Source organism: Pseudomonas sp. FSL R10-1350 (assembly GCF_009600525.1).
Taxonomy (GTDB): Bacteria; Pseudomonadota; Gammaproteobacteria; order Pseudomonadales; family Pseudomonadaceae; genus Aquipseudomonas; species Aquipseudomonas helleri.
The window spans coordinates 1-24,644 of the sequence record NZ_WIVR01000001.1; the positions used below are offsets into that span (position 1 = coordinate 1).

22 protein-coding genes are annotated in these 24,644 nt (G+C 57.5%); 4 read left to right on the forward strand and 18 right to left on the reverse strand.

The window, feature by feature from the left end:
• The 4 genes from GHO25_RS00005 to leuA form a co-directional block, all read left to right on the forward strand.
• Positions 1-491 (forward strand): exodeoxyribonuclease VII large subunit (locus tag GHO25_RS00005; RefSeq protein WP_306108761.1); only part of this gene is annotated, 491 nt, incomplete at its 5' end.
• A 4-nt stretch (positions 492-495) separates the two neighbouring features.
• Positions 496-1,320: a peptidoglycan DD-metalloendopeptidase family protein gene (locus GHO25_RS00010; RefSeq protein WP_048367070.1), complete on the forward strand. Its 825-nt coding sequence runs from the start codon at positions 496-498 to the stop codon at positions 1,318-1,320.
• A gap of 118 nt (positions 1,321-1,438) precedes the next feature.
• Positions 1,439-5,674, forward strand: a complete 4,236-nt coding sequence (locus GHO25_RS00015; RefSeq protein WP_153389538.1) for a dermonecrotic toxin domain-containing protein — start codon at positions 1,439-1,441, stop codon at positions 5,672-5,674.
• Between the two features lie 381 nt (positions 5,675-6,055).
• Positions 6,056-7,735: a 2-isopropylmalate synthase gene (leuA, locus tag GHO25_RS00020; protein ID WP_048367074.1), complete on the forward strand. Its 1,680-nt coding sequence runs from the start codon at positions 6,056-6,058 to the stop codon at positions 7,733-7,735.
• Positions 7,736-7,977: 242 nt separating this feature from the next.
• Here the strand turns inward: leuA and GHO25_RS00025 are convergent, their stop codons facing one another.
• From GHO25_RS00025 to GHO25_RS00110, 18 genes are all read right to left on the reverse strand, one after another.
• Complete coding sequence (locus tag GHO25_RS00025) at positions 7,978-8,772, reverse strand: amidohydrolase (protein ID WP_048386024.1); 795 nt, start codon at positions 8,770-8,772, stop codon at positions 7,978-7,980.
• Entirely contained in the window at positions 8,760-9,908 is a 1,149-nt protein-coding gene (locus GHO25_RS00030; RefSeq protein WP_123751405.1) for a pyridoxal phosphate-dependent aminotransferase, read from the reverse strand. The genes GHO25_RS00025 and GHO25_RS00030 overlap by 13 nt, the downstream gene beginning before the upstream one ends.
• Before the next feature lie 231 nt (positions 9,909-10,139).
• Positions 10,140-11,609 (reverse strand): ribosome biogenesis GTPase Der, encoded by a 1,470-nt coding sequence (gene der, locus GHO25_RS00035; protein WP_048367078.1) that lies wholly within the window; start codon positions 11,607-11,609, stop codon positions 10,140-10,142.
• Positions 11,610-11,747: 138 nt separating this feature from the next.
• Positions 11,748-12,899, reverse strand: a complete 1,152-nt coding sequence (gene bamB / locus GHO25_RS00040) for an outer membrane protein assembly factor BamB (RefSeq protein ID WP_048367080.1) — start codon at positions 12,897-12,899, stop codon at positions 11,748-11,750.
• Positions 12,892-13,533, reverse strand: coding sequence for a tetratricopeptide repeat protein (locus tag GHO25_RS00045; protein WP_048367082.1), 642 nt, complete (start codon positions 13,531-13,533; stop codon positions 12,892-12,894). The genes bamB and GHO25_RS00045 overlap by 8 nt, the downstream gene beginning before the upstream one ends.
• 40 nt (positions 13,534-13,573) lie before the next feature.
• A complete protein-coding gene (gene hisS, locus GHO25_RS00050; protein ID WP_048367083.1) occupies positions 13,574-14,863 on the reverse strand; it encodes a histidine--tRNA ligase in 1,290 nt (429 codons plus the stop codon).
• Positions 14,864-14,885: 22 nt separating this feature from the next.
• Positions 14,886-15,995 (reverse strand): flavodoxin-dependent (E)-4-hydroxy-3-methylbut-2-enyl-diphosphate synthase, encoded by a 1,110-nt coding sequence (ispG, locus tag GHO25_RS00055; RefSeq protein ID WP_019408672.1) that lies wholly within the window; start codon positions 15,993-15,995, stop codon positions 14,886-14,888.
• A 3-nt stretch (positions 15,996-15,998) separates the two neighbouring features.
• Entirely contained in the window at positions 15,999-16,982 is a 984-nt protein-coding gene (locus GHO25_RS00060; protein WP_048367084.1) for a RodZ family helix-turn-helix domain-containing protein, read from the reverse strand.
• Positions 16,982-17,740, reverse strand: coding sequence for a type IV pilus biogenesis/stability protein PilW (gene pilW, locus GHO25_RS00065; protein WP_048367085.1), 759 nt, complete (start codon positions 17,738-17,740; stop codon positions 16,982-16,984). Before pilW ends, GHO25_RS00060 begins: the two co-directional genes overlap by 1 nt.
• A gap of 12 nt (positions 17,741-17,752) precedes the next feature.
• On the reverse strand, positions 17,753-18,901 hold the full coding sequence (rlmN, locus tag GHO25_RS00070) for a 23S rRNA (adenine(2503)-C(2))-methyltransferase RlmN (RefSeq protein ID WP_048367086.1): 1,149 nt from the start codon (positions 18,899-18,901) through the stop codon (positions 17,753-17,755).
• 28 nt (positions 18,902-18,929) lie between these two features.
• Positions 18,930-19,355 carry a nucleoside-diphosphate kinase gene (gene ndk / locus GHO25_RS00075; protein ID WP_048367087.1) on the reverse strand — a complete coding sequence of 142 codons (426 nt, stop codon included), beginning with the start codon at positions 19,353-19,355 and terminating at the stop codon, positions 18,930-18,932.
• 94 nt (positions 19,356-19,449) lie between these two features.
• Entirely contained in the window at positions 19,450-19,650 is a 201-nt protein-coding gene (gene iscX, locus GHO25_RS00080) for a Fe-S cluster assembly protein IscX (RefSeq protein ID WP_153389539.1), read from the reverse strand.
• A 96-nt stretch (positions 19,651-19,746) separates the two neighbouring features.
• A complete protein-coding gene (gene fdx / locus GHO25_RS00085) occupies positions 19,747-20,088 on the reverse strand; it encodes an ISC system 2Fe-2S type ferredoxin (protein WP_048367090.1) in 342 nt (113 codons plus the stop codon).
• A 2-nt stretch (positions 20,089-20,090) separates the two neighbouring features.
• Positions 20,091-21,953, reverse strand: coding sequence for a Fe-S protein assembly chaperone HscA (gene hscA / locus GHO25_RS00090; protein ID WP_153389540.1), 1,863 nt, complete (start codon positions 21,951-21,953; stop codon positions 20,091-20,093).
• Positions 21,954-22,004: 51 nt separating this feature from the next.
• Positions 22,005-22,526, reverse strand: a complete 522-nt coding sequence (gene hscB / locus GHO25_RS00095) for a co-chaperone HscB (protein WP_048385872.1) — start codon at positions 22,524-22,526, stop codon at positions 22,005-22,007.
• 8 nt (positions 22,527-22,534) lie between these two features.
• Positions 22,535-22,858, reverse strand: coding sequence for an iron-sulfur cluster assembly protein IscA (gene iscA / locus GHO25_RS00100; protein ID WP_048367093.1), 324 nt, complete (start codon positions 22,856-22,858; stop codon positions 22,535-22,537).
• A 66-nt stretch (positions 22,859-22,924) separates the two neighbouring features.
• Positions 22,925-23,311, reverse strand: coding sequence for a Fe-S cluster assembly scaffold IscU (gene iscU / locus GHO25_RS00105; protein ID WP_003443374.1), 387 nt, complete (start codon positions 23,309-23,311; stop codon positions 22,925-22,927).
• 94 nt (positions 23,312-23,405) lie between these two features.
• Positions 23,406-24,620 (reverse strand): IscS subfamily cysteine desulfurase, encoded by a 1,215-nt coding sequence (locus GHO25_RS00110; RefSeq protein WP_048367095.1) that lies wholly within the window; start codon positions 24,618-24,620, stop codon positions 23,406-23,408.
• Positions 24,621-24,644 lie beyond the last annotated feature (24 nt).

Sequence of the window (24,644 nt, forward strand, 5' to 3'; positions counted from 1 at the left end):
ACCGCCTGCGTCTCGACGGGCTGGCCCGGCGCTTGCGCCATCCGGGTGAACGACTGCGCCAGCAGGCACAGCGCCTCGACGACCTGGACATGCGCATGCGCCGCGCGTTTGAGCGCAGCCTCAATACCCGCCGTGAGCGCTTGATACGTCTCGAAACACGCCTGTCAGCGCAACATCCGGGTCGTCAGCTAGCCTTACTCCGCCAGCGCCTGGACAGCCTTGCTGAACGCCTGCCACGGGCGATGCGCGAAGGTCTCAAGGCCCGTCGTCTGACGCTGCACAGCCAGATGCAAACCCTGCACGTGGTCAGCCCGCTAGCCACCTTGGGTCGCGGCTACAGCATTTTGCTCGATGAGCGCGGCAATGCCATTCGCAGCGCCGAACAGACCCACAATGGCCAGCGCCTGAAGGCACGACTGGGCGAAGGCGAATTGCAGGTGCGGGTTGAAGACAACCACCTGACACCCGTGACCCTTTCTTTACTGGATTGAGCTGATGCCACGCTTTTTAACTGCTGCTTTATTGCTGTGCCTTGCTTTCAATGCCTCGGCCGCCGACAGCTACATCACCCGACTGCTCAACAAGCCGGTACCGGGTGGCGTGGCAGTGATCGACCTGGGCACCGGCGCGCAACGCCCAGAGGCCAAATACGACGGCAAGCCGGTGCTGGTGGTCAAAGAGCAAGACACCTGGCGCGCCATTGTCGGCATCCCGCTGACCGTGAAGCCGGGTACGCAAACACTGAATGCCAACGGCCGAAACCTGAACTTCAGCGTGGGCAACAAGAAGTACCCCGAGCAGCACATCACCCTGAAAAACCAGCGCCAGGTCAACCCCAACCCGGACGACCTCAAACGCATCGACAACGAGCTGGCGGTGCAGATCAAAGCGTACCGCACCTTCAGCCCGAACACGCCCAGCAACTTGCTGCTGGACAAGCCCGTCAACGGCCCGCTGTCGAGCAAGTTTGGCGTGCGCCGCTTCTTCAATGGAGAAGAGCGCAACCCGCATGCGGGCCTGGACTTTGCCGTGCCCGCAGGTACACCGATCAAAACCCCGGCCGCCGGTAAAGTCATCCTGATCGGCAACTACTTTTTTAATGGCAACACCGTGTTTGTCGATCACGGGCAGGGCTTTATCAGCATGTTCTGCCACATGTCGAAAATCGACGCCAAGCTCGGCCAGCAACTGGCGCGCGGCGATGTGGTCGGCAAAGTCGGCTCAACCGGTCGCGCCACCGGGCCACATATGCACTGGAACGTCAGTCTGAACGACGCCCGGGTAGACCCGGCGATCTTTATCGGGGCCTTTCAGCCTTAGCGAATACGCGGGGTTGGGTCACTGCTCGTGAGCAAACCTCCCCGCACTAGTTATGTATGTCAGGCGCAGTCAAGCCGGGGCAGATACTCCTCACAACTTTCTCTGTGAGGTGTAACCCATGAGTGATGTATTTCATTTATCCCAAGACTTGAGCGCCGACCTGATTGCGGTCAGCGCCCAGGACGAGCAAGACCGTGTCAAAAAATGGGTGCAAATCGACACTCAGATCCAGACCCTGCTGGCTGAGCAACCCACCCTCCACTCATTTATACACAGCGAGCTGAAGGCGACGTTTACCCACGCCACGCAGACGCTTGATCCTGAGCAATTGCTGATCAGTGAAGAGGGTGATACGCAGCTCTCCAGTGTGCTGGATATCCTGCTACAGGCGCTGTGTGACGGCCATGCGCCGGAATTCAACCTGCTGAAGGCCACGCTTAAGGTTGTGGATGATTCATCGCCCGTCACTGTGAAAGTGGGCGACTTGCAGAGCTTTATATCCCGCGCGCGACGTTTTTTTGCCAGTGACTGCAAGACCCACACAGCGCAGTTTTGGCAGGATAAAAGCAGCCAAACCGGCACTCAATCGCGCAAATCCTGGCTGCTCGACAAGCTCAAAGACGTGCTCAAGGCTGAAACCGAACTGCTGTCCCACGATGCCACGCTGACACCGGGCCAGGTGCAACTGATCAATAATGTGGTGCGTTACCCGTCGCTGAGCACCCGAGCTGCGCTCCCGGTCAGTTCGCGCCCGGCGGTTTATGCCCTGATACTTAAGGACCTGTCAAAAGAGCCACCGATTGCCTTCGCGGGTGCCTGGGTCATTACCGCGCGCGACGGCTCCGCAACCCTTGACGCATCAGGCATGACTCGCCTTTCTGACAAAACGACAGAAGTTGAGATCAACGCCAAAGCCAATGCCGGTGAGGCTGTGTTGTACACCCCTTCAGGTGGTTTGCAGGGCTTTGCTTCGCTGCAGACATTAGAGGTCGAACTTAACCGCCGTCACACGGAAATCGCTGAATTCGAATCATTACTGGAGCTCTTGTCCCCCACTGATCTGATGCGGGTTCAGGCGCTGTCTGAAAAGGCTGAAACTTCTCTTGAATTCACGTTTAAGGAGATTCACGGCTCAGTGTTTGAGTATTGGCTCAAGGTGCATGACGATCAGCGTCAAGCCAATCTGGAACACGCGCTGTCGTTAGCCAAAACGGTTTCGCCCGCCCAATTGAGTGAACACCTGGAGTATGTGCTGGACTACGCTCCACGCTTCAAACAGGCGAGCGCCCTCAATGCACGTATCGCCAAGTTTTTAGGAAAAAAGACCCGCCAATGGCTGCTTAAAGCCAACGATGCTGACCGTCAGGCCTGGTTTGAGGCGGCTGCGCATTACCGAACCCTCAGTTTCATTGCCAACGACAATGGCGAGCCCTCAGCCCATCAATATGGCGACAGAGCGTTTTTGCTGCGCTACGCCCACGATCAGTTGCAGAACTACATCCAGGCAGAATATGGCCTGATCGTTGACCCGGACACCGTCTTTATCACCACAACGGTGGCCGAGCGCGGTTCAGGCCCCATTATCCCGATCAGTGCCTATGCCTCCTCGTCCTACACGGCGGTGAACAGCCTGTCGCGTACCGGCCCGTCCATCAAGCTGGTCAGTACGTCCCGAACACTGTCGCAACTGGCCCTGGAGAACGTCGGTAGCCTGGACATTGACTACGCATTAACCGCCACCGTCTCAACGGGCAGCGCCGATGGACCACGAATGGACGCGTTGAGCGCTGCACAAATCAAGCACATCGTTCGCACGGTGAATATTGGCGATAGCTATGAGGCCTTCTTGCGGGACCGGTTCATCGAGTCCCCCCAAGCCCTCTCTCGTCGCGATACTGCCGCTCAATTGCTGATCGCCCAGATGCGCGTTGATGCACTTGAAGCGAAGATTTCCGGTGACTTCTCGCCAGATCGCCTGGACCGCGGTTATCGCTGGGTTGAGGCCGTTCTGAACGAGGTTGATGCCCCTGAAATTCCCGCCATGGTTGAAGGGCATCGCCTGAAGGTTCATCAATTGCTGATCAGTGAGGCCACAGTACGCGGGGTGCTGATTATCCTGGCACCGCCTTCAGGGGCTTATGCGCCTGACCCTTTGGAATTGAACCTCATCACACCGCAACCGCTGTCGTCCGTCAGCGCCCTGGTTGTCTATACCCCTGAAGCACCTGACGGCAAGCGGTTTCGCGAGTTTGAAAATCGCGCGCACATGGCGAATAAATTCCTCAATGCCCCTGAAATGGCCGGCTATCTGATTGGACGCGTCAGCGAAGGCGCTCAAGCCCGAGTCCAGCAACGGGTGACTGAAGGGCTCAGAGCAGCCGATGTTCGGGACACCGCGATTACCGGCGACTTCATTGAGAAAACCTGTTTGGCCGAGATCGAGCATGCCTTGGCCAGCGCAGATGCCTTGAGCCTGTCGACCACAGAAAGCAACCGTCTGGCCGTGTGGAGCGGCATAGAAACAGCGGTGGACCTCGTCACGATTATCCTGCCATTTAAGGTCACGGCCATGATTGCCCTGGGACGCAGTTTGATCGAGATGTGGCATGGCTTTGATGCGCTGAAACGCGGCAATCAGAGTGAAGCGATTGGGCATTTTGTCGGCATGATTGAGCGCTGGGTGGATGCCGGGGTGGACATCGGGACCGCTCTCGCCAAATTACCCACGAAAGGAACGTTAGCCTTGCATCCGAAATTGGCCTACAAACAGGGCGTCGAAGGGCTGACAAAGCGCACAGACGGCGCCTATGCAGGCATCTACGAAAGGACGCCGAAACACGGCGGTTTCTCCCAATACTTTATCCAGCAGCAAAAGCATTGGTTTCAGGTGGTGTATGACGCGGACCGCCTGACTTGGCGAGTAATGGATATGCGTCGCCCGCGCGCTTGGTACCGCTCTGCGATTCGTCAGGGCACGGATGGTCTGTGGCGTATCGGCACACCGGAGTTGAGCGTGCTGGGGGGCGGGACATATTCGCTGGCCACTTTCAAGGTACGTGAGGCTTTCCCACGCTTTACCCTGGATGAGGCCAAAAAGCTGCTCGACCAATACAACTTTCCTGCACCTCGCCGAGACAAGATGGAACTTTATCTGGCCGAGTTCCTGGTCGAGCATAGAGAGCTGCCCCGGTGGGCCCAGCACTACCTCAAGCCAGGGCTAGATGGTGCCCCAGCACAAGCCCTCACCCCTGAGCCCGGCACTTCGAGCGCCGTCCCGTTAAGCAACAAGCGCAAGCGGCCCATTGTGGATGATGAGCCGGTACAACCTAAACCGACTCAACCGGTTCCCTCCAGCGGCACTAACGCACCAGGCACTGTCAGCAGTAACGAGTGGCAAAACTGGGCCCGAACCGTTCCCGGCGAAACTTATACCTCGGTCAGCCTGAATCCGCCCATTTCTGAAATAGGCAGCGGCTCTAATCTTCGAGTGATTAAAAAAGACAGCAAGTGGTTCGACATTTTGCCTCAGGGCAACCTGCCACTGGATATACAGGTGTACTTGAAAAAGCCTGGTCAGGTGATCTCGACCTATGAGCAACTGGAAAAGCTGATCTTGAAAAACAAGTACTTGCAACCGCGCCTGGCCGAATTTGAGGGAGGAGCGTGGGCGATCAAGGAGCCGCTGCTGCAAAAGCCGATCTGGCAATACGTCCTCAAGTCTCTGCCGGGCCTGACGCCAGACTCTGCACAGGTAGTGGCCAAGCGTCTATTTATGTTGTCCGACAGCACCACTTGGTTGCTCACACAAACCCGTATGCGCACGTTGACCGAAACGTTGTATGGCTGGTTTTCCGGCCATCTGCCACATGGCTCGGGAGCATTGCGTGATCCCTTGGCCCTCTTGACGCCAGCCTTGGGAATTCGCCCTAAAACGTTGCTGGTTCGAACACGCGCTTCACCGACCTGGTTTGACCGGATCGACTTTTCATTGAAAGCCGGCGATTTATTAAAACTGAGCAATGCCGCTGGACTCAATGAAGTCATGCGTAGCCTGCTTCAGCGGCTCGGCTACACCATTTATGCGGACATCCCCGGGGTCAGTGAGTTGGTGTTCAAGCGAACAGGCGCGCAAACCATCAACTTCATGCAGTTGCACAGAGCGGTCGGAGCGGAGCTGGCGCTTGTCATCGAGCTGGAGGATGCGGTCACCCTTATGATCAATAAGAACCCGTTGTCCCCCTTGTCCCTGGCGCTCACCAATGCACAGGCCGAGGGCAAACTCATGACCTTTGTGGGAGGCGTCCAGAACACACCGCCCTACGGCCTCACACAGGGCTTTATTTGCAGGACGTAGGGCAGTAACCGGCCAGTTCGTTAGCTGGCCGGGTTTCGGTAATCAGCGAAATACTTTTGCAGCACAAGATGAATGCCATACGCCTTATATGAACAATTTTTTTCACTGTCAATCCTATAAGACGCCATATAAATTCGATTTTTTGCTTTAAACGCGCAATTCTCCTAATGTTTTTCAGGCCGCTTGCCAACGTCTTTCGCAATGGTTAGGGTTGAGCCTATGAAAACACCTCATACCCTCATTCAATTACGCCAGCACCGAAGCCTCTGCCTCGTCAGTGCACGACTGCAAAGCTGAAACGCGCTGCCTCGTCCCCCCTGCTTTGTATTTCTTCAGCGAGCCACTTGTCTCTATACGGCCCGCACATTAAAGGATTGCCTGATGACCATGCTCAAAGACCCCTCTTCCAAATATCGCGCCTTTCCGGTCATTGATTTACCTGACCGTACCTGGCCATCGAAAACCATCACCCAAGCGCCGATCTGGTGCAGCTCTGACCTGCGCGACGGCAACCAGTCGCTGATCGAGCCGATGGATGCAGTGAAAAAACTGCGCTTTTGGAAGACCCTGGTCAGCGTTGGCGTAAAAGAAATTGAGGCGTCGTTCCCGGCTGCTTCGCAGACCGACTTTGACTTCGTGCGTACGTTGATCGAAGACGGCCACATCCCGGACGACACCACTATTCAGGTGTTGACCCAAGGCCGTGAAGACCTGATCGCACGGACATTCGAATCGCTGCGCGGCGCGAAAAAAGCCATCGTGCACTTGTACAACGCGACCTCGCCGTCGTTCCGCCGCATCGTGTTCAACCAGGACAAGGACGGCATCAAAGAAATCGCCGTCAGCGCGGCCAAGCTGTTCGTCAAATACGCCGCTCAACAGCCAGAAACCCAGTGGACCTTCGAATACTCCCCAGAGACTTTCAGCGCCACTGAGCTGGAGTTCGCCAAGGAAGTGTGTGACGCGGTGATCGAGGTCTGGAACCCGACGCCTGAGCACAAAGTGATCCTCAACTTGCCTGCCACCGTTGAGTGCGCCACCCCGAACATCTATGCCGACCAGATTGAATGGTTCGGTCGCCACATCAACCGCCGTGACAGCGTGATCATCAGCCTGCACACCCACAACGACCGTGGCACTGGTGTTGCCGCCACTGAGTTGGGCTTGATGGCCGGTGCAGACCGCGTCGAAGGCTGCCTGTTCGGTAACGGCGAGCGCACCGGCAACGTTGACCTGGTGACCGTAGCCCTGAACATGTACACCCAAGGCCTCGACCCGCAGCTGGACTTCTCTGACATTGACGGCGTGCGTAAAGTCGTTGAAGAGTGCAACCAGATCCCGGTTCACCCTCGCCATCCGTATGTGGGCGACTTGGTCCACACTGCGTTCTCGGGCTCGCACCAGGACGCCATCCGCAAAGGTTTCGCCCAGCAGAAGCCCGACGCCCTGTGGGAAGTCCCGTACTTGCCGATCGACCCGGCAGACATTGGCCGTAGCTATGAGGCCGTGATTCGGGTGAACAGCCAGTCCGGTAAAGGCGGGATTGCTTACCTGCTGGAGCAGGAATACGGCATCAGCTTGCCACGCCGCATGCAGATCGAGTTCAGCCAGGTGGTTCAGCGTGAGACCGACCGTCTTGGCCTTGAAATGACCGCGCAGCAGATCCACAGCTTGTTGCACAGCGAGTATCTGCAAGCCAACACCCCGTACGCGCTGGTTAGTCATCGCCTGCAGGAAGAAAACGGCCACAGCGCGGTTGAGGTTGAAGTGTCGGCCAAAGGCGCTGGTGAGACCAACCTGCGTTGGAACGGCAAAGGCAATGGCGCCCTGGAAGCCCTGGTTGCCGGCCTGCCGGTCAAAGCTGAAATCATGGACTACAACGAGCATGCCATCGGTGCTGGCACCAACGCCAAGGCCGCTGCTTATATCGAGCTGCGGGTGAATGGTGAGCGTGCTGTGCACGGTGTGGGCATTGATGAAAACATCACCACCGCCAGCTTCAAGGCCCTGTTCAGCGCCCTGAACCGCTCACTGAGCGAAGCCGACGCTAAAGCTGCCTAAACGTCTGCTGAAACGCAAAAAGGCCCTGAGGTGCGAACCTCAGGGCCTTTTTTGTTGACGCTTTTGTAGGAGCGAGCTTGCCTCGCGATCTTTTGATCTTTCGCAGCCTTCGTGCCTCGTCAGCGACTACAGCCGGACGTAGCCTCGCAAAGCTCGTCAACTGCTACGGGCGTACGCAATCCCCCCTGTAGGAGCGAGCTTGCCTCGCGATCTTTTGATCTTTTAAAAGATCGCGAGGTGTATCAGTACTTCAGGTCGAAGTTGTCAGCATCCATGTACGCCGGGAAGCGTTCACGATAAGCGCCCAATTCGCTCGCGCTCAGGCTGACCTGGAACACGCCGTCGGCCTCGCCCGCGCTGAGCAAGGTTTCGCCCTGGAAGTCGAGGATCTGGCTGTCGCCGCTGTAGACCAACCCTTTGCCATCGGTCCCAACGCGGTTTACCGCGCCGACGTAGCAGAGGTTTTCAATCGCTCGGGCCGGTAACAGGCGGTTCCAGTGCAAACGGCGCGCACCCGGCCAGTTGGCCGTGTAGAGCAGCAAGTCTGTGTCATGGGGGTCGCTGCTCCACACCGGGAAGCGCAAGTCGTAGCAAATCAACGGGCGGATACGCCAGCCTTTGACCTCAAACTGAACCTGCCGCTCGCCCGGCGTAAAGTGCTCGTGCTCACCAGCCATCCGGAACAAATGGCGTTTGTCGTAGTGCAGCACTTCACCATCAGGCCGCGCCCACAGCAGGCGATTGCGGTGGCTGCCGTCTGCCGCCTGGACGATGACACTGCCAGTCACCACCGCATTGAGTTTTGCCGCCTGGGCTCGTAACCACTTTGTGGCCGGCCCGCCCTCTGGCTCGGCGAGGGTCTCGGACTCCATGCTGAAACCGGTGGTGAACATTTCTGGCAACACCACCAGGTCTGCGCCACGGGCCTGCTCAAGCAACTCCTCGAAGTGCTCGAAATTGGCCTGACGGTCGTGCCACGCCAAGGTGGTTTGCACCAGCGCCAGGGTTAAATCGGGTAAACCACTTAGATCACGCATAGTTTCTCTGCTGCTTCGCGCAGCGTCTCCTCGCGTTTGGCAAAACACAGACGGACCAGCCGCTGCCCTTCGGGCGGGGTCTGGTAGAACACCGACACCGGAATGGTCGCCACACCGTGTTCACGGGTCAGCCATACGGCCATGTCGACGTCATTGAGGTCCGGACGAATGTGAGCGTAGTCGACCAACTGGAAGTACGTACCTGCTACCGGCGTGAAGGTAAAACGCGATGGCTTTAACAGATCACAGAACAGATCACGCTTGGCCTGGTAAAACCCGGGCAGTTCTTCAACGTGCTCGGGGCTGGCCGCCATATAGTCGGCCAATGCGTACTGCAACGGTGTCACACCGCAAAAACTCACGTATTGGTGCACCTTGCGCAACTCGGCGGTCAACGCGGGCGGCGCCACCACATAACCGGTTTTCCAGCCCGTCACGTGGTAGGTCTTGCCGAACGAGCTGACAACGAAAGCACGATGGTACAGCTCGGGGTGTGACAAAACACTGACGTGAGGCACGCCGTCGTACACCAGATGCTCGTACACCTCATCGCTGATCAGGTAGATGTCGCGATCGGCAATCAAGGCCGCCAACTGGTCCAGTTCTGCACGGCTGATCAACGCGCCGCTGGGGTTGTGCGGGGTGTTGAGGATGATCATGCGGGTGCGCGGCGTCAGCGCGTCGGTGAGTTTTTGCCAATCGATGGAGAAGTCGTCGAGCCCCAACTGCACATGCACGCAACGACCGCCGGCCAACTCGACCGAAGGTTCATAGCTGTCGTAGCACGGGTCGAACACAATGACTTCGTCGCCGGCGTGAATCACCGCCTGGATGGCACAGAAGATGGCTTGGGTAGCGCCCGGGGTGATGGTCACCTCGGTATCGGCATCCACGTGCACGCCATAACTGCGGGCAATTTTGGCCGCCACTTGTGTACGCAAGGCAGGCAAGCCGGTCATAGGCGAATATTGGTTGTGGCCACTGGCGATGTGTTGGCCGACGGCATCGCGCAACGCTTGCGGGCCATCAAAGTCAGGAAAACCCTGAGACAAGTTGAGCGCGCCGGTTTCAGCCGCGAGTTGCGACATGCGCGTGAAGATGGTGGTGCCGACATTCGGCAACTTGCTGATAATCATGGCCGTTCCCTGATGAGTTCCCGGCTCTGACTACGGCACAGGACCTAGCGAGAATAGCCCAAACGCCAGACACGAAAAAGGGCTCCTAAAGGTGTGATGCCCGTCAGTGCAGCCACCTGCAATCTGAACGGTAGGAGCGAGCTCGCCTCGCGATCTTTCAAACGTTCAAAAGATCGCGAGACAAGCTCGCTCCTACAAGCAGCATTCCCCCAAGGAACCCTCTTCAGCGCGTTAGCGCTTGTCTCTACGCTTTTTGTCGGCTTTTTTGTGGTGCGACATCATGCGGCGCTTCTTGTTGACCTGGCGGTCGGTCAAGGAGTTCTTGTTGGCTTCGTACGGGTTCTCGCCACCTTTGAACTCGATGCGGATCGGTGTACCGACCAGCTTCAAGACACGACGGTAGGTGTTCTCGAGGTAACGCACGTAAGACTTCGGAACCTTCTCAACCTGGTTACCGTGGATCACGATGATCGGCGGGTTAGCACCACCCAAGTGGGCGTAACGCAGCTTGATCCGGCGGCTGTTAACCATCGGTGGCGCGTGCTCGCTGACCGCGTCTTCAAGGATCTGGGTCAGACGGTTGGTCGGCCAGCGCGTTACAGCCGACTTGAAGGAGTTCTGCACCGATTGGTACAGGTTACCCACGCCAGTGCCGTGCAATGCCGAGATGAAGTGGATGTCAGCGAAGTCAACGAAGAACAAGCGACGGGTCAGTTCGACCTTCACGAACTCGCGTTCGCTTGGGGTCATGCCGTCCCACTTGTTGACGGCGATCACCAGTGCACGACCGGCTTCCAGGGCAAAGCCCAGCAGGTTCAGGTCGTGGTCAACCACGCCTTCACGGGCGTCCATGACAAAGATCACCACGTTGGCGTCTTTGATCGCTTGCAGGGTTTTGACCACGGAGAATTTTTCAACTTCTTCGTGGATCTTGCCGCGCTTGCGCACACCTGCGGTGTCGATCAGCGTGTACTTCTCGTCATTACGTTCAAACGGGATGTAGATACTGTCGCGTGTGGTGCCGGGCTGGTCATAGACGATAACGCGGTCTTCACCGAGCATGCGATTGACCAGCGTCGATTTACCGACGTTAGGGCGACCGATGATGGCGATTTTGATACCGTCTTTTTCGCTTGGGCCAGGAATGCGCTTGGCTTCCTCGCCTTCGAGAACGACTTCTTCTTCGCCTTCTTCTGGCTCTTCAGAGTCACGCGGGAAATCACCCAGGGCAATTTCCAGCAACTGCGAGATGCCACGGCCATGTGCGCCAGCGATCGGGATCGCGTCGCCCATGCCCAAGGGTGCGAACTCGGCACGCGCCATGTCCGGGTCGATGTTGTCGACCTTGTTGGCGACGACATAAGAGCGCTTGTTACGTTTGCGAAGGTGCTCGCCGATCATCTGGTCAGCGGCAGTGAAACCCGCTTTGGCATCTACCAGGAACAGAACGACATCAGCTTCTTCGATGGCCAGCAGCGACTGCTCGGCCATTTTTTCGTCCATACCGTGCTCGTCACCGGAGATACCGCCGGTGTCGACCAAAATGTAGGAACGCCCTTGCCACTTGGCCTCACCGTATTGGCGATCACGGGTTAGACCGGACAAGTCGCCGACGATGGCGTCACGAGTCCTGGTCAGGCGGTTGAACAAGGTGGACTTGCCGACATTGGGTCGGCCCACCAGGGCGATTACGGGAACCATGCGGCTCTCCACTTCGTTATTTCAGAAAATACAAAAGCCGCTGCAAGGCAGCGGCCAGAGTTCGGAACAGCACAAATGTGCCGCAAACCTTGCAAGAGCAAGGCTGCTTGAGACTCTAGAGTCTCAAGCATAGACGCCTTAGCGAATGGTCAGGGCTTCCAGTTTGCCGCTGTTACCAAACACGTAAATCATGTCACCGACCACCAGCGGACGCGCCCGAAGACCGTCGCTGTCAATGCGGGTACGGCCAACAAAGCGGCCATCAACCTGGCTCAACAGGTGCAGATAGCCTTCGAAGTCACCAACGGCGACATAGCTGGAGAAGACTTCTGGTGCCGACAATTGACGGCGGGCCAGTGCATCGTTGCTCCACAGGACGGTGGTCGAACGTTCGTCAACGCCTTCTACGGTGCCGGAAGCCATGCTGATGTAGACGTTGCCAAAACCTTGGGCGACACCCGCGTAGCTGGAAGCATCACGCTGCCACAGCACACGGCCGCTTTCCAGTTCCAGTGCCGCCATGCGGCCCTGATAGCTGGCGACGTACAAGGTGCCACCGGACAACAGCAGACCACCGTCAATATCGACGATGCGCTCCAGTTCCGAACGGCCTTGTGGTACAGCCACACGGCTTTCCCATACCGGCACGCCGTTTTGGGTATCCAGAGCAACGACTTTACCGGTCGAAAGACCTGCAATTGCCAGATGATTGGTCACCAGCGGTGCGCCCGTACCACGCAGGGTCAGAACACCCGGCGTGCTGTCGTAGATCCAGCGCTGATTGCCGGTGGACGCATCCAGGCCAATCAGGTGGTCGTCCTGGGTCTGAACCACCACAACGTCACCGTTGTTGGCAGGCGGTGCAAGCACTTCGCTGTTAACGCGAGCGCGCCACTTTTCTTCGCCGGTGCTGGCGTCGAGGGCAATCACATCACCCTGCAGAGTGCCGAGCATGAGCAGGCCATAGCCAACACCCACTGCGCCGGAAACAGGCAGCTCGAGGTCTTTCTTCCACTGAACGTCGCCGTTCATGCGGTCGAGCGACATCACGATACCGTTCACGTCAGCGGCGTAGATGGTATTACCTTCAACCGCTGGCGTCAGCATGTTGTAGGTTTTACCCTGGCCGTCACCGATCGAACGGTCCCACTGCTTTTGCAGAACGACTTCTTCTTTGAAGTCCGTCAGCTCAGCTGGCGGAAGTTCTTTTTTGCTGTTGCTGCTGCAACCCGCGGCCAAAACGACCAGAGCCAGCAATGCCGCATGTTTCCAACGCATCACTTCACGCATCCCCTTTGGCCAGGTCATCGAGCTTGATTTGTAAGCCACCTACCGCTGCCTCATCAGACAGTGCAGCCTTGGCTTTTTCGTAGGCAGCGCGTGCGTCATCGGTACGGCCTTGCTGTACCAGCAGGTCGCCTTTGAGTTCTTCACGGCTGGCCAGGAATGCTTTGTCCGAGTCGCCGTCCAGCAGTTTCAAGGCCTCGTCTGCCTTGCCTTGTGCTGCCAACACCTGAGCCAGACGCTGACGCGCCACTTCAGCCAGGGTCGGGTTTGCCGGTTTGTCGACAATGGCCTTGAGTTCGGTGGCCGCGTCATCCAGCTTGCCGGTGTCTACGGCCACTTTGGCCACAAAAAGACCGCCAAACTGTGCGTAGGCAGAACCGCCGTACTCGCTGTTCAACTTGTTGGCCAACTCGGCCACACGACCCGCATCTGGCTGCCCGGTAGGCGTCAGTGCGGTTTCAAGCAATTGTTGGTAGAGAATCGACGCACCCTGCGACTGGTTCGTCTGATATTTGTGCCAAGCCTGCCAGCCGAACACCACCACCAGCGCCAGCAAGCCGCCAGTGACCAGGGGTTTGCCGTTGCGCTGCCACCAGTCTTTCAACTCGCCCAGCTGATCATCATCGTTACTCGACACCCCAACACTCCTTATTCGATAAATCGGCTGTTAACCAGCTTCAACCCTGCACGATGCAGGTGGCCAAGTGCTCGGAAAGAGCATCCCAGGCAATAGTTTGTTGTTCGCCCTGGCCACGCAGGGGTTTGACACCTACCACCTGATGGGCCAATTCGTCTTCACCCAGAATCAGTGCAAACAGCGCACCGCTCTTGTCAGCCTTTTTGAACTGGCTCTTGAAGCTGCCAGCACCGGCATTGATTTGCAGGCGCAGGTTTGGCAACTGGTCACGAACGCGTTCGCTCAAGGCCAAGGCAGCCAGTTCAGCGGCCTCACCGAAAGCGCACAGGTAAACATCCACCTGACGCGCAATTTCTTCAGGGATTTGTTCCAGGGTTTCGAGCAGTAGAATCAGACGCTCGATACCCATGGCGAAGCCAACACCCGGTGTTGGCTTGCCACCCATTTGTTCAACCAGACCGTCATAGCGACCGCCGGCACACACCGTGCCCTGGGCACCGAGCTTGTCGGTGACCCACTCAAACACGGTTTTGCTGTAGTAATCGAGGCCACGCACAAGCTTGGGATTGATCACGTACGGAATACCGGCAGCATCCAGGCGAGCCTTGAGGCCCTCAAAGTGCACACGGGATTCTTCGTCGAGGTAATCGACCAGTTTCGGCGCGTCGACCAGCACCGCTTGGGTGTCGGCGTTTTTGGTGTCGAGCACCCGCAGCGGGTTGGTTTTCAGACGGCGCTGGCTGTCTTCGTCAAGCTCGCTCAGGCGCGAGGACAAGTAATCAACCAGTGCGGCACGGTAGCGCCCACGGGCTTCGCTGGTGCCCAGGCTGTTGAGCTCAAGCTTGACCGCATCACGGATCCCCAGCTCGCCCCACAGGCGCCAGGTCAGCACGATCAGCTCGGCGTCGATGTCTGGACCATCCAGGTTGAACACTTCAACCCCAATCTGATGGAACTGGCGATAACGGCCTTTTTGTGGACGCTCGTGGCGGAACATCGGGCCGATGTACCAGAGTTTTTGCACTTGACCGCCGCCGGTGATGCCGTGCTCAAGCACAGCACGTACGCAGGCAGCCGTCCCTTCGGGGCGCAAGGTCAGCGAATCGCCGTTGCGGTCTTCGAAGGTGTACATCTCTTTTTCGACGATGTCAGTGACTTCACCAATCGAGCGCTTGAACAGCTCGGTGAACTCGACGATCGGCATACGGATTTGCTTGTAACCGTAGTTATCCAGCAAACGCGCAACCGTGCCTTCGAAGTAGCGCCACAGCGGCGTCTGCTCGGGCAGGATGTCATTCATGCCACGAATGGCTTGCAGAGACTTGCTCACAAAAAATCCTTAATCCGTTTGGTTAGCCGCGCGCGATAACGGCTGCGTCAGCTTCGACCTTGTCGGCCGCCTTCTGCCGGATCAGCTTTTCAAGCTGGTCCACCAGGTTTTCATTCGTCAATTTTTGCGACGGCTTGCCGTCGATGTAAATCAGGTTGGGCGTACCGCCGGTCAACCCTACGTGAGCCTCTTTGGCTTCGCCGGGACCGTTGACCACACAACCGATCACCGCCACATCCAGCGGCACAAGCAAGTCTTCAAGCCGTACTTCCAGTTCGTTCATGGTTTTCACCACGTCGAAATTCTGCCGGGAACAGCTTGGGCACGCGATGAAATTTATGCCACGTGAACGTAAATGCAGGGACTTGAGGATGTCGTAGCCGACTTTTACTTCCTCGACCGGGTCTGCTGCCAACGAGATGCGAATAGTATCGCCAATCCCCTCGGCGAGCAGCATACCTAGGCCCACGGCAGATTTCACTGTGCCCGAGCGTAAACCACCGGCTTCGGTGATGCCCAAGTGCAGTGGCTGGACGATTTCTTTGGCCAGCAGGCGGTAGGCTTCAACGGCCATGAACACGTCGGAGGCCTTTACGCTGACCTTGAAGTCCTTGAAATTCAGGCGTTCCAGATGCTCTACGTGACGCAGGGCCGACTCAACCAATGCGGCCGGTGTCGGCTCGCCATATTTTTTTTGCAGGTCTTTTTCGAGCGAGCCGGCGTTAACGCCAATACGGATCGGAATACCACGATCGCGGGCGGCATCGACCACCGCACGCACGCGGTCTTCGCGACCGATGTTGCCCGGATTGATCCGCAGGCAATCCACGCCCAGCTCCGCCACGCGCAGTGCGATGCGATAGTCGAAGTGAATATCGGCGACCAACGGCACTTTGACCAACTGCTTGATACGGCCAAACGCTTCAGCGGCGTCCATGTCCGGCACAGAAACCCGGACGATATCGACGCCCGCAGCTTCCAGGCGGTTAATTTGCGCCACTGTTGCAGCCACATCATTGGTGTCGCTGTTGGTCATGCTCTGTACAGCAATAGGGGCATCGCCGCCTACCGGTACCGAGCCAACCCAGATTTTGCGCGATTCGCGACGTTTAATTGGTGATTCGCCGTGCATGACTTATTGACCTAACTTCAGGCGAGCGGTCTCGCCACTGGTGAAAGGAGCCACATCCACAACCTGACCGTTGTAGGTCACCTGCGCGCCGCGGGCATAGCCCAGGCGGACGCTGAAAGGCGGCTTGCCGGTCACATCAAGCGTGTCGCCCTTGCGTTTAAGACCACTGAACAGCACTTTGCCGTTGCCATCAGTGACTTGAGACCAGCAATCAGCGACATAGTTGATATTGACCTTACCGGCACCCGCAACGGGCGCGGTGCTGGCGGCTTGTGGGGTAGCGGGTACGGCAGCCGGAGCAACGGGCGTGGCAGCGGCTGGAGCCGCTGGCTGCACAGGGGCCACTGAAGTGGCTGGCGCTGCTGGCGTTGAAGCAGCCCCGGTAGCAGGCAATGGCAGGTCAGTGCTGGCAGCTTGCTCTGCCGACGGTTGCGGCGCGGCTTCGCCTTCTACATTGGCTTGTGCCACCGCCTGGTCTTCCGGCTCATCGAGCGGGTGGATCTGGGTGGTGCCATCGGCGCCTTCAACTTCTACGTGCTCGGGAGCCAGACCAATCAGGTCCTTGGCGCGCATGGACGTTTGATCCTGCCACCAGAAAAAACCACCGCCCAGGACGGCAATGAGCAGTAACAAACTAATGATGCGCAAAATGGTATGTGACACGCGCACGGGCTCTTCAATACGCCCCAGGCTGTGCACATTGCTGCCATTGGCATCGGTGCCGGTGTACACGTCGAACTCATGCACCAGGCTGGCCTGATCCATACCAAGCAATTTGGCATAGGCGCGGATGTAACCGCGGGCAAAGGTATGGCCCGGCAGTTTGTCGAACGCTCCCGTCTCAAGGTTGCTCAAGGAACTGGCCGTGAGATTGAGTTTCAGGGCGACTTCAGCCAGGGTCCATCCATTGTTTTCACGGGCCAGACGCAAGGTCTCACCGGGATTGACACGAGTCGCTGCTAGAACTTCGGGTTGCGCCGCTTTCATCATTGCTCCGACAGGTATTGCTGATATTCCGGCGTGCCGGGATAGAGTCGTTGTAGTTGCTGGCCATAGTTGGCTGTGGAGGTGCGCTCATCGAAAACACTCGCCAGTCGCGCACCGAGCAATAGACTACGTGCATTTTGCCCGCTAAGCAGGCTAAAACGATCGTAATAGTCACGTGCTGGCACATAATGCCTGTCTTCGTAAGACATCTCAGCCATTTCGAGCAGTGCACGGGGTTGCTGACGGTTCAGGCGCAAGGCTTTTTCAAGCTGCTGGCGCCCCACATCACGCTGCCCCAGCATGAGCGAAGTGACCCCAAGGTTCTCGTAAACACGCGAACGCTCAGGGTACAGGCTGTCTGCCGAGGCTTTTAGAAACTGGCTGTAAGCGTCCTGATAGCGCTGTTGCTCAAACAGGAAGCTGCCGTAGTTGTTGATGATTCGCGTGTCAGTCGGCCGTCCGCTTAACGCGGTCTGGAACGCTCGCTCTGCAAGCGCAGGCTCCATTTCGTACTGAAACACCAAGGCCAGTGCGGCGTTGGTGTCCGGGTCCGTCTTGTTGAGTTCGAGGGCTTTGCTGAGGGGGACTTTGGCTTGTTCGGCCATCCCCTGCTGGAGATAACCAAGCCCTAGCTGAACATAGGCCTGACGCGCTTCTTCACGCCCCTTGTCGCTACTCAACGGGTTTGAATCACCCGATGAGACACAGCCAGCCAAGAGGCCGACCATGAGGACAGGGAGCGCAGCGCGCAAGATCATAGGTTTCCTCTCTCAGGGCTGAGCCGCAGCGTTTTGCGCCAGATCAGTCTCAGCATTGAGTTCGCGAGCGGCGATCAGGCGCGAGCTACGGCGGGTGCGGTCATTGACCTGACCCACCAACTGCCCGCAAGCCGCATCGATATCTTCACCACGGGTGGTGCGCACGGTCACGTTGTAACCCGCTTGCTGGAGCAGTTCCTGGAAACGACGAATGGCGTTGTTGCTTGGACGCTCATAGCCCGAATGCGGGAACGGGTTAAACGGGATCAGGTTGATCTTGCACGGCGTGTCCTTGAGCAGTTCGATCATTTGCACCGCATGATCGACGTGGTCATTGACGCCTTTGAGCAGGGTGTATTCAACGGTCAGAACACGCTTTTCGCCCAGGCTCGACATGTAGTTGCGGCAGGACTCAAGCAGCATTTTGAGCGGGTATTTCTTGTTGATCGGCACCAACTGACTGCGCAGTTCGTCGTTTGGTGCGTGCAGCGACAACGCCAGGGACACGTCGATGTGCTTGGACAGCTCATCGATCATGGGCACCACGCCCGAGGTGGACAGGGTCACCCGGCGCTTGGAGATGCCATAGCCCAGGTCATCCATCATCAGATGCATGGCGGCGATCACGTTGTCGAAGTTCAGCAGCGGCTCACCCATGCCCATCATCACCACGTTGGTGATGGCACGGTCGATGGTTGCCGGGACGCTGCCAAAAGATTTGTTGGCAATCCACACCTGACCAATCACTTCGGCCACGGTGAGGTTGCTATTGAAACCTTGCTTGCCGGTGGAGCAGAAACTGCAATCCAGGGCACAGCCTGCCTGGGACGAAACGCACAACGTGCCGCGTTTGCCCTGGGGAATATAAACGGTCTCGACGCAGCTGCCGGACTCAACGCGCACCACCCACTTACGGGTGCCATCGCTGGAGATGTCCTCGCTGACGACTTCAGGTCCACGAACCTCAGCAATAGCCTTGAGCTTGTCGCGCAAGGCTTTGCTGACGTTAGTCATGGCGTCGAAATCATCGACGCCAAAGTGGTGAATCCACTTCATGACCTGACCGGCACGGAAACGCTTCTCCCCGATTGAGTCGAAGAATTTCTCCATTTCCGGCTGAGTCAGACCCAACAGGTTAGTTTTGCCAGTCGTTGCAATCATGTCTTCACCCTCACTCACAAGCCAATGCTTAGCGAGTGGTTACTTCAGTAGCTGCGAAAAAGTAAGCGATTTCGCGTGCAGCGGCTGCTTCCGAGTCGGAACCGTGAACAGCGTTAGCGTCGATGGATTCAGCGAAGTCAGCACGGATGGTGCCAGCAGCGGCTTCTTTAGGGTTGGTAGCGCCCATCAGCTCACGGTTCAGAGCGATAGCGTTTTCGCCTTCCAGAACCTGAACAACAACTGGACCGGAGATCATGAAAGCAACCAGGTCGGCGAAGAAGCCGCGCTCGCTGTGCTCAGCGTAGAAGCCTTCAGCTTCTGCTTTGGACAGTTGCTTCAGTTTGGAAGCTACAACCTTCAGGCCAGCGTCTTCGAAACGGGTAACGATCTTGCCGATAACGTTTTTAGCAACGGCGTCAGGCTTGATGATGGAGAAAGTACGTTGAACAGCCATGGTGTAACTCCAGAAACAGTGATTTAAGCGAAAAATTAAACCCGCGAATTATACGCGGGTTCTTGGGTATTGCATAATTACGAACGTTGCGGGCTTAGTCAGCCTCTTCGATCCACAAACCCTGAATGGCTTCGAGGACTTTCTCCCCGCCGCGATCCGGGATGTCGTCGAACTCCGGCAACGCCATAACCAGGTTACGCAGCTTGACGAAGTTCACCGTCAGCGGATTGACATCCGGGTGAGCCTCAGCCAGCTGTATAGCAATTTCTTGTACATCAACCCATTTCAGACTCATGACAATTCCTTTAAGCAATTGGCGAGGCCATGTATCGGCGAGTTTCGCCCGATCGCAGCCTCGTGCCTCGTCAGCGACTACAGACGTGCAGCGCTATCAGTGCGGCGCTTCGGCAGCATGGTTGAGTGAGTATTTCGGGATTTCGACGGTCAGGTCTTCTTCACCGACAAGCGCCTGGCACGCCAGACGCGAGTGCGCTTCCAGACCCCAGGCTTTGTCCAGATAGTCTTCTTCGAGCTCATCGGCTTCTTCGAGCGAGTCGAAACCTTCGCGAATGATGCAATGACACGTGGTGCAGGCACAGACGCCGCCACAGGCGCTTTCCATCTCGATGTGGTGCTCATGCGCCAACTCAAGGATCGAAGTGCCGGGCTCAGCCTCTACAACCAGGCCATCCGGACAGAACTTCTCATGGGGCAGAAAAATGACCTGCGGCATTGTTATTCCTCAATCTCATTCAGGTTGCGCCCCGCCAGAGCGGCTTTGACGGTCAAATCCATACGGCGGGCAGCAAAAGCATCGGTCACTTGCGACAGACGCTTGGTCTGTTGCTCGATAGCATAGCCATCGGTGCCTTCTAATAATTCGGATAATTCCTGCATTTGCAGTTCGATGACCATGCGTTCTTCGGCATCCAGCAAACGCTCGCCGTCGACCTCAAGGGCAGCTTGCACGGCTTCGATCAGGCGCCGGGCATCGACTTGCTGCTCGCGCAGGACACGGGCGACCTTGTCGTCACCGGCGTACTGGAACGAATCTTTGAGCATTTTGGCGATTTCGCCATCGGTCAGCCCGTACGACGGCTTGACCTGAATGCTGGCCTCAACACCCGAGCCCAATTCACGGGCCGAGACACTGAGCAAGCCATCAGCGTCGACCTGGAAGGTCACGCGGATTTTCGCAGCACCCGCCACCATCGGCGGAATACCGCGCAGTTCAAAGCGCGCCAGTGAGCGGCAATCGCTGATCAGCTCGCGCTCGCCTTGCAGCACATGCACCATCATGGCCGTCTGGCCATCTTTGTAGGTAGTGAAGTCTTGCGCGCGGGCCACCGGGATCGTGGTGTTACGCGGAATGACTTTTTCCATCAGGCCGCCCATGGTCTCCAGACCCAGCGACAAGGGAATCACGTCAAGCAGCAGCAACTCGCCACCATCGCGTTTATTGCCCGCCAGGGTATCTGCCTGAATCGCAGCTCCGATGGCAACCACTTGGTCCGGATCGATGTCCGTCAGCGGCTCACGACCAAACATCTCAGCCACCGCTTCACGAACACGCGGCACGCGGGTCGAACCACCGACCATCACCACCGCCTGAACATCTTCAAGCTCAATATTGGCGTCACGCACGGCACGGCGGCAGGCTTTGAGGCTGCGCGCAACCATCGGCTCGATCAGTGCATTGAAGGCGTCACGGGTCAGCACTGCCTGCCAATCGCCATAGCTGACAGGCACCGAGGACGCATCGGTCAGCGCCTCTTTGGCCGCACAGGCAATTTGCAACAACTGGCGCTGAGCACCCGGATCTAGGTCCGCCGACAAACCGGCCTGCTCGACGATCCAGCTCGCAATGGCGTGGTCAAAGTCGTCGCCGCCCAGGGCGCTGTCGCCCCCCGTGGCCAGAACTTCAAACACACCTCCGGTCAAACGCAGGATCGAGATATCGAACGTACCGCCACCCAGGTCATAGATCGCAACAACGCCTTCTGCCTGCTGGTCCAGACCGTAAGCCACTGCCGCAGCCGTCGGCTCGTTGAGCAGTCGCAACACATTCAGCCCGGCCAGACGCGCAGCATCTTTGGTGGCCTGACGTTGAGCATCGTCAAAATAGGCGGGAACGGTAATCACCGCCCCGACCAATTCACCGCCCAAGGTCTTTTCAGCACGCTCGCGCAACACCTTCAAGATGTCCGCAGACACCTCTACCGGGCTTTTCGGGCCTTGCACGGTGTCAATGAACGGCATGTGCGACTCACCGCCGACAAAGCGGTAAGGCAGTTGCTCGCCCAATTGCTTGACGTCGGACAGACCACGACCCATCAAACGCTTGACTGACAACACGGTGTTGTAAGGGTCACTGGAGGCCGCCAGGCGTGCGGATTCACCTACCTCGACGCGGTCTGCGTGATAACGCACCGCAGAAGGCAGGATGATTCGACCTTCGGCATCAGCCAGCGGCTCGGAAAGACCACTGCGCAATGCAGCGACCAGCGAATTGGTAGTACCCAAGTCGATACCCACAGCCAGACGACGCTGGTGCGGTTGAGGACTTTGGCCGGGTTCGGCGATCTGCAGTAGGGCCATTGTGATCAGGACTTATCTGTATATCAGGCGTGCAACCGTGGCGGCACTGGGTTAATCGTCGAGGCGCTCTTCTAACTGGCGCACTTCGTAGGTGAGCTTGTCGAGGAACTGCATGCGGCGCATCAGGCGTTCAGCCTGTTCACGCTGTGCAGCATCATCCCAACAGGCAGCGAAGCTTTCGTTCAATTGGTTCTGAGCGGCTTTAAGACGACGCTTGAATGCGGCAACCCCCGCAATATCGGCATCGTCTTGAAGGTCTTCAAGCTCTTCGCGCCATTGCATCTGCTGCATCAGAAACTCGGGGTCATGCACCGTGACTTCAAGGGGCATGTCGCCACCACTCATCGCGAGCAAGTAACGCGCACGTTTAGAGGGGCTTTTGAGTGTCTGATACGCCTCATTGAGGCTGGCGGATTGCTCCAGCGCCAGACGCTGCTCACGCTCGGAAGCATCAGCAAAACGGTCCGGGTGCACACCACGCGCCAACTCACGATAACGCGTGGCCAACTGATCGAGGTCCAGATTGAAGCTCGGCTGCAGTTCAAACAAAGCAAAATGACAAGGAGTACCCACGACTGGCCTCAGATGTTGAAGCTCTCGCCGCAGCCACATTCGCCGCGCACGTTGGGGTTATTGAACTTGAAGCCTTCGTTGAGCCCTTCCTTGACGAAATCCAGCTCGGTGCCGTCAAGGTAGGTCAGGCTTTTAGGATCAATGATCACTTTTTCGCCATGGGTTTCGAAGACTTGATCGTCTGCGCCCACTTCATCGACAAACTCCAGCACATAGGCAAGACCGGAACAGCCCGTGGTGCGAACACCCAGACGAATCCCCTCACCTTTGCCGCGCCCATCAAGGGAGCGGCGAATATGCTTGGCCGCCGCCTCTGTCATGCTGATAGCCATCGTGACTCCTTACCTCTCGCCAGTATCATCACCGGCCCTTGCCCTTTCAGGCACAGGCCATTCGGGTCAGATCAAACCTTTCTTCTGCTTGTAGTCGCGAACGGCGGCCTTGATGGCGTCTTCAGCGAGTACCGAGCAGTGAATTTTTACAGGTGGCAAGGCCAGTTCTTCAGCCAGCTGAGTGTTCTTGATGGTCTCTGCTTCATCCAGAGTTTTGCCCTTCATCCACTCGGTTGCCAGGGAGCTGGAAGCAATTGCCGAACCGCAACCATAGGTCTTGAACTTGGCATCTTCAATGATGCCCTGCTCGTTCACCTTGATCTGCAGACGCATAACGTCGCCGCAGGCCGGTGCACCCACCATGCCGGTACCGACATCTGGGTCTTCCGCGTCCATCTTGCCGACGTTGCGCGGGTTTTCGTAGTGGTCAATGACCTTTTCGCTGTAAGCCATGGTACTAATCCTCACTCATCAGAGTCGCTCTTCAGACGCTGTAAAACTGCTATTCGCTGCGCTCTGCAGCGTCTGCTTGCGGCGACTTAAGTTATTAGTGCGCCGCCCATTCGATTTTCGAAATGTCGATGCCGTCTTTGTACATGTCCCACAGCGGCGACAGGGCGCGCAGCTTGGTAACAGCCTCGCAAACCTTCTGCGCGGCGTAGTCGATTTCTTCTTCAGTGGTGAAACGACCGAAGGTGAAACGGATCGAGCTGTGTGCCAGTTCGTCGTTGCGGCCCAGGGCACGCAATACATAGGACGGCTCAAGGGAAGCAGAGGTGCACGCCGAACCGGACGATACCGCCAGATCCTTGAGCGCCATGATCAGCGACTCGCCTTCAACGTAGTTGAAGCTCAGGTTCAGGTTGTGCGGTACGCGGGCGGTCATGCTGCCGTTAACGTACAGCTCTTCAAGGTGTTCAACCTGCTTGAAGAAACGGTCGCTCAAAGCTTTGATACGGACGTTTTCGGCGGCCATTTCTTCTTTGGCGATCTGGAACGCTTCACCCATGCCCACGATCTGGTGGGTGGCCAAGGTGCCCGAACGCATGCCGCGCTCGTGACCGCCGCCGTGCATGGCAGCTTCGATACGCACGCGAGGCTTGCGGCTTACGTACAGTGCGCCGATGCCTTTAGGGCCGTAGGTTTTGTGAGCCGAGAAGGACATCAGGTCCACTTTCAGCTTGGCCAGGTCGATTTCAACCTTGCCGGTCGACTGGGCAGCGTCCACATGGAACAACACGCCGCGCGAGCGAGTCAGCTCGCCAATGGCTGCGATGTCGTTGATGGTGCCGATTTCGTTGTTGACGTGCATGATCGACACCAGAATGGTGTCTTCACGCAGTGCGGCTTCAACCATGGCCGGGGTGACCAGACCATCTTCACCTGGCTCGATGTAAGTCACTTCAAAGCCTTCACGCTCCAGCTGACGCATGGTGTCGAGAACGGCTTTGTGTTCAATTTTGTCGGTGATCAGGTGCTTGCCCTTGGAGGCATAGAAGTGTGCTGCACCTTTGATTGCCAGGTTGTTCGCTTCGGTCGCACCGGAGGTCCAGACAATTTCACGCGGGTCGGCGTTAACCAGATCAGCAACCTGACGGCGAGCGTTTTCTACCGCTTCTTCAGCTTTCCAGCCGAAGACGTGAGAGCGCGAAGCCGGGTTACCGAAGTTCCCGTCAACCAGCAGGCAGTCGCTCATTTTTTGGGCAACGCGCGGATCAACCGGGGTGGTGGCTGAGTAATCAAGGTAAATCGGCAATTTCATGGACTATCTCCTAAATCAGGCTGG

What these genes read in the sequence shown, in the direction of transcription:
- GHO25_RS00010 (WP_048367070.1), top strand. Translation starts at nt 496, where the DNA reads ATGCCACGCTTTTTAACTGCTGCTTTATTGCTGTGCCTTGCTTTCAAT.
- GHO25_RS00015 (WP_153389538.1), top strand. Translation starts at nt 1,439, where the DNA reads ATGAGTGATGTATTTCATTTATCCCAAGACTTGAGCGCCGACCTGATT.
- leuA (WP_048367074.1), top strand. Translation starts at nt 6,056, where the DNA reads ATGACCATGCTCAAAGACCCCTCTTCCAAATATCGCGCCTTTCCGGTC.
- GHO25_RS00025 (WP_048386024.1), bottom strand. Translation starts at nt 8,772, where the DNA reads ATGCGTGATCTAAGTGGTTTACCCGATTTAACCCTGGCGCTGGTGCAA.
- GHO25_RS00030 (WP_123751405.1), bottom strand. Translation starts at nt 9,908, where the DNA reads ATGATTATCAGCAAGTTGCCGAATGTCGGCACCACCATCTTCACGCGC.
- der (WP_048367078.1), bottom strand. Translation starts at nt 11,609, where the DNA reads ATGGTTCCCGTAATCGCCCTGGTGGGCCGACCCAATGTCGGCAAGTCC.
- bamB (WP_048367080.1), bottom strand. Translation starts at nt 12,899, where the DNA reads ATGCGTGAAGTGATGCGTTGGAAACATGCGGCATTGCTGGCTCTGGTC.
- ispG (WP_019408672.1), bottom strand. Translation starts at nt 15,995, where the DNA reads ATGCACGGCGAATCACCAATTAAACGTCGCGAATCGCGCAAAATCTGG.
- GHO25_RS00060 (WP_048367084.1), bottom strand. Translation starts at nt 16,982, where the DNA reads ATGAAAGCGGCGCAACCCGAAGTTCTAGCAGCGACTCGTGTCAATCCC.
- pilW (WP_048367085.1), bottom strand. Translation starts at nt 17,740, where the DNA reads ATGATCTTGCGCGCTGCGCTCCCTGTCCTCATGGTCGGCCTCTTGGCT.
- rlmN (WP_048367086.1), bottom strand. Translation starts at nt 18,901, where the DNA reads ATGATTGCAACGACTGGCAAAACTAACCTGTTGGGTCTGACTCAGCCG.
- ndk (WP_048367087.1), bottom strand. Translation starts at nt 19,355, where the DNA reads ATGGCTGTTCAACGTACTTTCTCCATCATCAAGCCTGACGCCGTTGCT.
- iscX (WP_153389539.1), bottom strand. Translation starts at nt 19,650, where the DNA reads ATGAGTCTGAAATGGGTTGATGTACAAGAAATTGCTATACAGCTGGCT.
- fdx (WP_048367090.1), bottom strand. Translation starts at nt 20,088, where the DNA reads ATGCCGCAGGTCATTTTTCTGCCCCATGAGAAGTTCTGTCCGGATGGC.
- hscA (WP_153389540.1), bottom strand. Translation starts at nt 21,953, where the DNA reads ATGGCCCTACTGCAGATCGCCGAACCCGGCCAAAGTCCTCAACCGCAC.
- iscA (WP_048367093.1), bottom strand. Translation starts at nt 22,858, where the DNA reads ATGGCTATCAGCATGACAGAGGCGGCGGCCAAGCATATTCGCCGCTCC.
- iscU (WP_003443374.1), bottom strand. Translation starts at nt 23,311, where the DNA reads ATGGCTTACAGCGAAAAGGTCATTGACCACTACGAAAACCCGCGCAAC.
- GHO25_RS00110 (WP_048367095.1), bottom strand. Translation starts at nt 24,620, where the DNA reads ATGAAATTGCCGATTTACCTTGATTACTCAGCCACCACCCCGGTTGAT.